Here is a 9,482-nt window from a genome sequence, read left to right on the forward strand (position 1 = left end):
CCTGATGTCGCACGTCACGTGCTCGAGGACCCACCATGTCGAACGACTCTCCCCCCACCGTGCAGGACAGCGCCCAGCAGGACGTCCCTGTCATCGATCTTTCCCGGGCGCCCGGCGCCGGCGAGGCATGGGATCGCCCGAAATGGATGATCTACGCCTGGGCCGCCGCGGAGCAGCTGGTGATTTACAACCCCTGGCAGGTCAGCTCCGCGCTACGGGTCCGTGCCTTGCGCTTGTTTGGGGCCGAGGTTGGGGAAGGCGTCATTATCCGGCCCCGCACCCGCATCAAGTTCCCTTGGAAGTTGCGAATCGGCGACCACGCCTGGATCGGCGAGGGCGTGTGGATTCACAACCAGGACCAGGTCACCATCGGCCACGACGCGGTGGTCTCCCAGGACACCTTCATCACCACCGGCAGTCACGCCCACCGCACGGACATGGGACTCATCACCCGGCCCGTCACCATCCACGACGGCGCCTGGGTCACTTCCCGCTGTGTCGTCACCGGGGGAGTGACGGTCGGGCGTTCCGCACTGGTACAGCCGCTGACACGAGTCGCTGAGGATGTGCCAGCCAACGCCGTCTTTGGCCAAGCTGCACCGCAGGTGCTGGGTCAACGCTTCAAGGCCAACGAGCGAGGGTCTGACCTGTGAAGATTCTGCATGTGGTGACCTACATCAGCCCGGACGGTGCCTATGGCGGGCCAGTGCGCGTCGCCATCAATCAGGCGAAGGTCCTGACCGAACTCGGTCACGACGTAGTTGTCGCGGCGGCAGCGGGTGGGTTTGAGGGCTCGCTGCCCGCCGAGTTCGACGGCTTCCCAGTACGACTCTTTCCCGCGCGGCGACTGGTGCCCAAGTCCGGCTTCGCCGGCCTGACATCGCTCGGACTACTCCGCTGGCTCGCACACGCCGTTCGCGGCGCGGACGTCGTCCATGTACACATGGCCAGGGACATGGTGACCCTTCCAGCAGCCGCCATTGCTCTGTTAAGGAACAAACCGCTTGTGGTTCAGACCCACGGCATGATTGCTCCAACAAAGCATCCCTTAGCTCGGCCATTAGACTGCACTATTACTAACCCGATCCTTCACAGATCTTCAACGGTTCTTTACCTCACAGAGGTAGAGCGCGGAGATCTTATAGCCCGAAGTTCGAAGACTCTTACACTCCAGCAACTCGCTAATGGTGTCGTGGCGGGCAACTATCTTGCTGGAGAACAACTCACCGGTGCCAACCCGCGGCCCGAGGTTCTTTTTTTAGCTCGTCTGCACGAACGCAAACGTCCACTTTTCTTGGTGGAATCAGCAGCGCAGTTAGCGAATCATTGGCCCAGCGCACGGTGGCGCATCGTCGGCCCAGACGAAGGGGAAGGGGCGAAAGTCGAAGCAGCTATTTTAGCACAAAACCTGACTGAAGTAATGGAATGGGAGGGGGCGATGGACCCAAGTTATACACTTATGCGAATGCAGGAAGCAAGCATATACGTCCTCCCTGCGGTACAGGAACCCTTCGGCATGACTGCGCTCGAGGCCATGGCCATTGGTCTTCCAGTGGTTGTAACCGAATCCTGCGGCTTGGCACCCGTCGTCCGAAAAAATCATGCTGGGATTGTGTGTGGCGATTCGCAACACGAGGTTACGCAAGCGATCGACACACTTCTACGGAACCCCAATCTTCGTATTGCGATGGGGAAGCATGCACGAAAAGCGGTGGAAAATCAATACTCGATGCAGGCTATTGGAAAGCGACTGCTAAAAGTGTACGGCGACGCGACAGGACATAAGGTGGCAGCATGACGAAAGAGCTAACGATCCTCCAACCGTACGTGCCCACTTATCGGGTTAGTTTTTTTGAGGGACTGCGCAGACAATTGCATAAACATGACATCAATTGCGTAATTGCTGCCGGAGTGCCGTCGGGGATCCAGGCAGCGCGCCAGGACTCGGTTGAGCGGGATTGGATAGTGCGCACTAAATCGCGCACGGCAGAGATAAAGGGGCGTACCTTTGACTTGGGGAGCCGCCCCGTTCCGTGGGAAGGGGCAGACGGGGTAATTATTGGGTTGGAAGGTACATCCATTCCTTTGTATAAGGCCCTTGCCACTAGCCGCGCGCGTGCACTTCGTGTAGGCGTATGGGGCCACGTCAAACCTTACGTCAATCAGGGTCACAGAATTGATCTGGCTCTAGAACGCGCACAAATGCGTGTCGCCAATCATATTTTCGCTTATACGCCCGGTGGGGCAAAATATGCCTCCAGTGCAGGAATTGATCCCAACAAAATTACAACGGTGATGAATACCGTGGATACATCACAATTGCAACAAGACTTGGCTGCTGTTTCAGATGCAGACATAGCTGAATTCAGCAATCGCTTGGGGGTCAATATTGGGAAAACCTTTTGTTTCATCGGCGGACTAGACCAGAGCAAGCGCATCGACTTCTTGAGCGAGGCACTGGACGCGCTCTGGGAGATTGACTCGAATATAAAATTAATAGTTGGTGGCAAAGGGCGAGACGAAAAGCTCCTAAAAAGCGCTATTGGGCGAGGTCAAGTAGTATCCATTGGTTATCTCAGCGGACGCAACAAAGCCTTAGCCCTTAAGACGTCCATGGCTGTATGCATGCCAGGTCGGATAGGGCTAGTGGCAGTTGACGCTCTAGTAGCTGGCCGACCGGTAATTACTACCGCTTGGCCTTATCATGCCCCCGAAGCAGAGTATCTAGTTGAAGGGAAGAGTCGTATTACGAGCGCAGACGACCCAACCAAGTTCGCGTGGACGCTGAAGAATTTCACCGGTTTTCCACGGGCCACAGAGCCATTTCCCTACCCTGACCTGAGCGATATGATCAGAAATTATGCTCAAGGAGTAGTGCGGATGTTTTCCAACTGAGTGGCCCGGGCACACTTTAAACTTTACGGATGTGTTCAAATTTGCCGCGTAAGACATAATCGCATGGAGATGGGGAATGCTTCGGACCTAAATGCTCGCTATTTCGATCTGGTTGTCAATTAGGGAATTTGAGGAAACGATGGTCTTGTTCCAGCGCTTCGCGTGGATTGCAGTTAGTCGCGTGGTGGCAGCGGCGCTCCAGGCTGTGGCTCTCGTCCTGATAGCACGGGTCACCGGGCCGTCGCAGTTTGGGATTCTGGCCAGCTTTATCGGACTAGTTATAATAATTCAAGTTGTATCCGATGGTGGAATCGGCACCTACATACTCAGACTGCGTGTCAATAACCCTAATTCTAACCAGATCTCACTGGCACTAAAGGTCCATCAAGTTTTTGGAATTTTAGCCTGTGTCCTTCTAATAGTCGCGTCCGTAATACTTGCAAATGCTACTGGTCTTCTATGGTGGCTACTAATTCCGCTCGCTGTAGCGGGCTATGTTGAACGGCAGGGTGATGTAAGGCTGACGCTCGCCATAGCGGATGGCGACGTTTGGAAAAATGCTTTAGGTCTAACGTTACGTAGACTGCTGACCCTGATAGGAGTATTAGTCGGCTTTCACACGACAATGGACGCTATATTCTATTTTGGCCTTGCCACATTATTAGGATCATTATTTAGCCTTTGGCTAAGTAGGCGAGTGATAGACTGTCCTAGGTATGTTGGTAGGTTTGGTCTTCTTGAATGTAGGCAGCTCTTTTCGGCATGCAGGCCGTTTTGGGTTAATTCGATCGGCGTTCAATTGCGCAATTTGGACGTGGTTTTAGTGGCGACACTAGCGACCCCCGTGGTGGCGGGCTATTACGGGTCCGTGGCACGTTCGCTTAGTCCACTCATGATGATTTCATCGTCATTGGCGACAGTTTTACTGCCCATCGCGGCTGGCGCCAAGGGCAAAATCGAAAGATCCTTGGTTATCCCTGTCGCTTTGGTTTTGTCTTTGGTATCCATTTTTTACATTGGCATGGCATATTACGCGGACGAAATTGTTTTGCTGTTGTTTGGTCCACAGTATGGGCCAGCTGCTGGCGCGTTCCGTATTGCTGTTTTGGGGCTAGTGTTTTCTTCTACGTCATCACTTTTGACTTCACTTTTGCAAGCCCGAGCTTTGGAGCAATATGTCGCTTTCGTGTCAATTCTTACGTCCCTTTTGTCATTGGTCGCGATTTCAATGGGCGTATGTTTTTACGGCTTGATTGGGGCGGCGACGGGTTTGGCGTTTGCTTATGTCGTACAGGCGGTCTTATTGGTCGCGCGTGTAATTAAGAGCCAGCCCATTTTTGACGATGGCGGCAAAACGGTGGTCGGTACGAGGCTATAGTTGTACTACTAGTGGCCCGTCTTTGAAGTCGTTGAGCGGTTGGCTTTCTTGAGAACCTCGGTGCTGGTCTTGGTCCACACAAACGGGTGGCAGCGGTCGTTCCAGCCGGTCACGAAAGCCCGGATCCGCTTGTTCAGCTCGGGCACCGAGGTGACGTCGGCTCGGTGCAGGGCCTGACGCTCGATGATCCCGAACCACACCTCGACTAGATTCAGCCAGGACGCAGAGGTGGGCGTGAAGTGCACCCGGAACCGGGGGTTGGCTGCCAGCCAGGCTTTCACCTCATGTGTCTTGTGCACCGCGTAGTTGTCCATCACCAGATGCGGCTCACTCTCCGGGTAGGCCCGGGCGACCTGCTTCAAAAACGCCAGGAACTTCTGGCGCCGGTGCCGCGGCTTGCAGGCGGCCGTGACGTGGCCGGTGGCGATCTCCAGGGCCGCGAACAAGGTGGAAGTCCCGTGACGGATGTAGTCGTGGGTGCGGGCCGCCGCCTTGCCCGGCTGCATCGGCAGCCCCGGGGACGTGCGTTCCAGCGCTTGGATCTGGGACTTCTCGTCCACACAGAGCACCACCGCGTTCTCGAGTGGGGCCAGGTAGAGCCCGACGACGTCGACGACCTTGGCACCAGCTCAGGATCGGTGGAGAACTTGAAGGTGCCCTCCCGCCAGGGGTGAACCCCGTACTCGCGCCACGCTTTCGCCACCGTGGTGTGGTCGATGCCCAGCCGGGCGGCCAGCAGCCGGGAGGACCAGTGGGTGACCCCGAGTTTCTTCGGCGGTGGTCTCAGCGTGGCGGCCACGATCAGCCGGTGGTCGATCCTCCGCGGCCGTCCAGACCGGTCGTGGTCGGCCAGCCCGGCGATGCCGGCCTCGTCGTAGCGGGCCCGCCAGGCGATCACGGTGTTGCGGGTCGTGCCTACCTTCTGCGCGATCTCGGTGTTGGAGATGCCCTCGGCGGCCAGCAGCACGATCCGCGCCCGTTGGGCCAGGCCGGCGCGCACCGACGTGGAGCGCGCCAGCCTTTGCAGCGCCTCGCGGTCGCCCTGGCGCAACAGCAGCGGAGCCGCAGGATGATTCGCCATGACCCATGATCCCACCGCACCAACCGCTGAGTTAGTTCAACCCCTTGGCACTAGACGATATGTAGTGACCGCCCGGGTGTGCAGGGGGTTGCGGGCCGGGGCCTCGCTCACTGATCTTCGTGGGTTACCGGACAAGTACTCCCTTGCCCGGCCTATCCGACAGCAGTGGGAGGCCCCGGTGTTTACAGAGCGTACGAGCGTAGGCCTGGATGTGCACGCCCGATCGGTCGTAGCCGCGGCGATCGACGGCGCCACCGACGAACTGGTCCAGACCAGACTGACCCCCGACCACGGCCACATCCGGTCCTGGATCCAGGACCTGCCCGGCCCGGTGGCGGTGACCTACGAGCCCGGCCCGACCGGCTTCGGGCTGTCCCGGGCCCTGGAAGCCGACGGCATCCGGTGCGTGGTGGCGGCCCCGTCGAAGCTGCAGCGGCCCTGCGGGGACCGGATCAAGACCGATGCCCGCGACGCGGTGCACCTGGCCCGGTTGCTGCGCCTGGACGAGATCACCGCGGTGACGGTTCCCGGCGTGGACCAGGAGGCCGCCCGGGACCTTGTGCGGGCCAGGGAGGACTGCCGCGGGGATTTGATGCGCGCCCGTCACCGGCTCTCGAAGCTGCTGCTGCGCCACGGGATCGTCTACACCGATGGGGCGGCCTGGACCGGTGCCCATCACGCATGGCTGGCCCGACAGCACCTTCCCACCCCGGCGACCCGGATGGCTTTCGACGCCGGGCACGAGACCGTGCTGGCCACCCTGGCCCGCCTTGACCGGTTGGATGCGACGATCACGGCGATGGCTGCTGACTCCGAGTTCACCGCCGTGGTGGCCCGGGTGTGCTGCCTGCGCGGGATATCCACCCTCACCGGGTTCGGACTGGCGGTGGAGATCGGCGACTGGCACCGCTTCACCGGCAACACCATCGGCGCCTTCCTCGGGCTGGTGCCCTCCGAGCACTCCTCCGGGGCCAGCAGAGCACAGGGGCCGATCACCAAGACCGGCAACACCCACGCCCGCCGGCTGCTCGTGGAGGCCGCCTGGCACCACCGGCCCGCCTACCGGATCGGTGCCACCATGCGCGCCCGCTGGGACAACGCCCCGGCCGCGGCCCGGGCCCGCGGGGACGCCGGCAACCGCCGGTTGCACGAACGCTGGGTGCGGATGCTCGAGCGCAAGAAGCGCCCGACCGTCGCCACCGTGGCCATCGCCTGGGAGCTGGCCGGGTGGTGCTGGTCCTTGGCCGTCATGGACGAGGTGAAGGACGAGGTCGCCGCCGGATAGGCCCCAGCCTCACGAGCCGGCCCGCCGGTGCTCCCGGGAGGCAGCGCGTGGAGCGATCCGCGGAACAACTATGAGCAGCACCGCGACCTCGTTGCCGTGGTGTGACGCTCGATCCTAGACAAGCGGTCCGCTCCAGCCGAACACCGTCCTGCGGTAGCCAACCCGCGCATATCAGTCTGACCGCGCGTCGCCATCGACACGCTCCCCGGTCAGCACCGGCTGGGCCAACAAGAGGCGCCGTCCGGAAGCCATCCGGACGGCGCCTCACCCTGCCCTCTTGACAGGAATCCCCTACATATCAGTTGTAAGAGGGCGTGACGTTATTGGCACGGGCCGGGGTGCGTGAGGCCGGGGGCTGATCGCCGCAGGCGGTGTGGGGCCGATGGTAGTTGAAGTGGTTCGCCCAGACCCCGATCGCGTCCCGGCGATCCTGCTCACTGGAATAGGGGCGGGCGTAGAGCACTTCGTCGGCCAGCAGTCGGTTGTACCGCTCGACCTTGCCGTTGTGCCGGGGCGTATAGGGCTTGATGCGCTGGTGCCGGCCGGCGAGGGCCTCCACGCACCGGGTGAAGTCGCGGGCCTTGTAGTTGGCGCCGTTGTCGGTGACGACTCGGGGGATCCTCTCGGTCCCGTGGGCGGCGAAGAACGCCCGGGCTCGGCAGAAGAATCCGATCGTTGTAACCGCCTTCTCGTCGGCGAGGGCTTCGGTGTAGGCCAGCCGCGAGAAGCCGTCCACGGCCGAGTGCAGGTAGGTGTAGCCGACCTTCGCCGCGGGTCCGCGCTTGGCGGCTTTCGCGGCGGTCGATCCGCGGCCGTGGGCGCGCCAGCCGCCGCCGTCGGGGATGCGCCCTACCTTCTTCACATTCAGGTGCACCATGTGCCCGGGCCAGGCCGCCCGGATCCGCTGGGGCGGGCGTCTCAGGTCGTCCCCGTCCGGGGTGAGGTCGCGCAGGCGGGAAATGCCCAGCCGGGCCAGTCAGCGACCGACCGTGCGCAGGTGCAGTTCGTGCCCAAGATTTAGCAGGTGGCGGTGGATCCGCCTGGCCGACCTTTTCCGGTCTCGCCGGAGGGACTCGATGAGCTCCACGACGGCCGCCGGGGTGCGCTAAGGGCTGCACCTTGGGACCGAGGGACGATCGGCCAGCCCCGCCTCACCGCCGATGAGATAGCGGGCCACCCAGGTGGTCACCGTGGGACGGCTGACCCGGAACTCGGCGGCCACCTGGGCCTTCGGGGTACCGTCCTTGAGGTGACGGTGGACCATGCGCAGCCGGCCGGTCGGGGTCAGAGGTGCATTAGTGTGGGGCATGAACGGGCTCTCTTGCTGCGGACGGACGGTGTAGGAACTTCCATCCTGTGGCCAGGAGCCCGCTCCTCATCTCACCAGCACATCCGCGGCAAGAACCTCATGCCCCACAATACCTAGACCCGTCGGCTTGCCCCAACTTCTGCAAAAGATACAACTCTGGTCCAAAGCGCCCGAGTTAGCTCAGTTCCCCGTAGTGAGGCACCCGCCTATGCCTGCAATTGCCCCATGGTAGTTCGCCTGACCCCATCACAAAGCACATGCACATCCGCCACACAAAAGGTAGGGCAAGTGCCACTACCCCGCAGATTTTACAAGCCTAGCCCTGAGCGTTTGTTGCGTCCCGACTGCTTGGAGCCAAGTACCGAACCTACTCCTACGGCAAAGACTTAATCCATTTGGCAGGAACACCCGCATATAGATTGTTTGGCTTGCATTCTTTCGTCACTACCGATCCTGCTGCCACAACGCAACCTCGTCCGATAGTAACACCAGGCAAAATCGTGGCACCCGAGCCAATCCATGTGCCGCTTCCGATCGTAATTGGAAGGCCTTTCACATCAGCGGCTCTACGTTCTTCAGTTCCTAAATTGTGGGTTGAGGTAACAATCCTTACGTTATCCGCAATTCGACAGTCTGAACCCACGTTAATCTCAGCTTGGGCATCAAAGTAGCTATCATAATTGACGAATACGTTCGAGCCGATGCGGATGGGCGCGGACCTACTGATTCGTATGCCGGACATAAACAGGCACTGATTTCCGACCGTCACACCTGCTTTTCTTAAGATTAGCGGTCGCAGACGATGAGGAATAAGTTCCCATCGAAACACTGCACGTAGGAAATCTTGGAACATACGACGTTGCATGATCTGAGCATACTTGAAGGAGCCATCCAACCCTGCTCGCGAATGCGTGTCGCCACGTACTCGGTGGCCCGCCTGGGACACAATCATGTGATGCCTAGGGTGCTGGGGCATCTAGTAGCTGTAACGCCGTCAACTCCGAGATTGAAAATTCGTAATAGGAACCAATGAGCAGTCCACCACCCGGCATCAGACGAAATGTCCAGTAAAACAATCCGTTCATGAAAGAAAGCAGCTAAACTCAAATCCCTCTTGAGGGAATGCACATCAGGATGCGGCGCTTGCCATGAATAAATTTGCGGACGCTTCCGAATCGCTCTACTTAGCGCCAATAATAAAACTCTCATCGAACTTGCTGTAGCGACTCAGTTGCCTCGACTGCCACCTGTGGCGTATACCTGGACGACAATCAAAACAAAAACAATGCTATCGGGCGTCAGAATTGGCTATGACTCCGCATGCGCTCCCAACACCGAAAAGCCATAGATAGTATAGTCTCTCAATTTTTAACGCAATGAAGCCCTCAATACCGTTAGAATTCGATAATTCGCCCCGGAGATACTCGGCCACGCATAAGGTCCAGTAAGCTCAAAAAGTTCCCCCAAAGACGTCCTCTACGCCATGTTTTGTTGCCTCCGAATGCGGATTCTAAGAGGTTTCTCGTAAAGGGGC

Annotated in this window: 6 protein-coding genes and 2 pseudogenes; 5 read left to right on the plus strand and 3 right to left on the minus strand. The window is 59.5% G+C overall.

Annotated features, from left to right (window positions below):
- Positions 1 to 35: 35 nt before the first annotated feature.
- The 4 genes from PU704_RS17640 to PU704_RS17655 all read left to right on the plus strand — a co-directional run bounded on the left by PU704_RS17640 (position 36) and on the right by PU704_RS17655 (position 4,273).
- Complete coding sequence (locus tag PU704_RS17640; RefSeq protein WP_277552179.1) at positions 36 to 653, plus strand: LbetaH domain-containing protein; 618 nt, start codon at positions 36 to 38, stop codon at positions 651 to 653.
- Entirely contained in the window at positions 650 to 1,798 is a 1,149-nt protein-coding gene (locus PU704_RS17645) for a glycosyltransferase (protein WP_277552180.1), read from the plus strand. Before PU704_RS17640 ends, PU704_RS17645 begins: the two co-directional genes overlap by 4 nt.
- Positions 1,795 to 2,895 carry a glycosyltransferase gene (locus PU704_RS17650; protein WP_277552181.1) on the plus strand — a complete coding sequence of 367 codons (1,101 nt, stop codon included), beginning with the start codon at positions 1,795 to 1,797 and terminating at the stop codon, positions 2,893 to 2,895. The genes PU704_RS17645 and PU704_RS17650 overlap by 4 nt, the downstream gene beginning before the upstream one ends.
- Positions 2,896 to 3,034: 139 nt before the next feature.
- Positions 3,035 to 4,273: an oligosaccharide flippase family protein gene (locus PU704_RS17655; protein ID WP_277552182.1), complete on the plus strand. Its 1,239-nt coding sequence runs from the start codon at positions 3,035 to 3,037 to the stop codon at positions 4,271 to 4,273.
- An 8-nt stretch (positions 4,274 to 4,281) separates the two neighbouring features.
- On the opposite strand, the pseudogene PU704_RS17660 reads toward PU704_RS17655, so the two are convergent.
- Positions 4,282 to 5,354, minus strand: a pseudogene (locus tag PU704_RS17660) (IS630 family transposase).
- Between the two features lie 178 nt (positions 5,355 to 5,532).
- Between PU704_RS17660 and PU704_RS17665 the strand changes: the two are divergent.
- On the plus strand, positions 5,533 to 6,639 hold the full coding sequence (locus tag PU704_RS17665; RefSeq protein WP_465261020.1) for an IS110 family RNA-guided transposase: 1,107 nt from the start codon (positions 5,533 to 5,535) through the stop codon (positions 6,637 to 6,639).
- Between the two features lie 298 nt (positions 6,640 to 6,937).
- Here PU704_RS17665 and PU704_RS17670 read toward each other — a convergent pair.
- Together PU704_RS17670 and PU704_RS17675 are read right to left on the minus strand one after the other, a co-directional pair.
- Positions 6,938 to 7,948 (minus strand): annotated as a pseudogene (locus PU704_RS17670) (IS481 family transposase).
- A 373-nt stretch (positions 7,949 to 8,321) separates the two neighbouring features.
- On the minus strand, positions 8,322 to 8,813 hold the full coding sequence (locus tag PU704_RS17675) for an acyltransferase (RefSeq protein WP_277552184.1): 492 nt from the start codon (positions 8,811 to 8,813) through the stop codon (positions 8,322 to 8,324).
- Between the last annotated feature and the right edge of the window lie 669 nt (positions 8,814 to 9,482).

The organism is Kocuria oceani (assembly GCF_029524215.1).
Lineage (GTDB): Bacteria > Actinomycetota > Actinomycetes > Actinomycetales > Micrococcaceae > Kocuria > Kocuria oceani.

Bases quoted from the DNA above. Each gene is read 5' to 3' on its own strand.
- PU704_RS17640 (WP_277552179.1), top strand. From the start codon at position 36: ATGTCGAACGACTCTCCCCCCACCGTGCAGGACAGCGCCCAGCAGGAC.
- PU704_RS17650 (WP_277552181.1), top strand. From the start codon at position 1,795: ATGACGAAAGAGCTAACGATCCTCCAACCGTACGTGCCCACTTATCGG.
- PU704_RS17655 (WP_277552182.1), top strand. From the start codon at position 3,035: ATGGTCTTGTTCCAGCGCTTCGCGTGGATTGCAGTTAGTCGCGTGGTG.
- PU704_RS17675 (WP_277552184.1), bottom strand. From the start codon at position 8,813: ATGCAACGTCGTATGTTCCAAGATTTCCTACGTGCAGTGTTTCGATGG.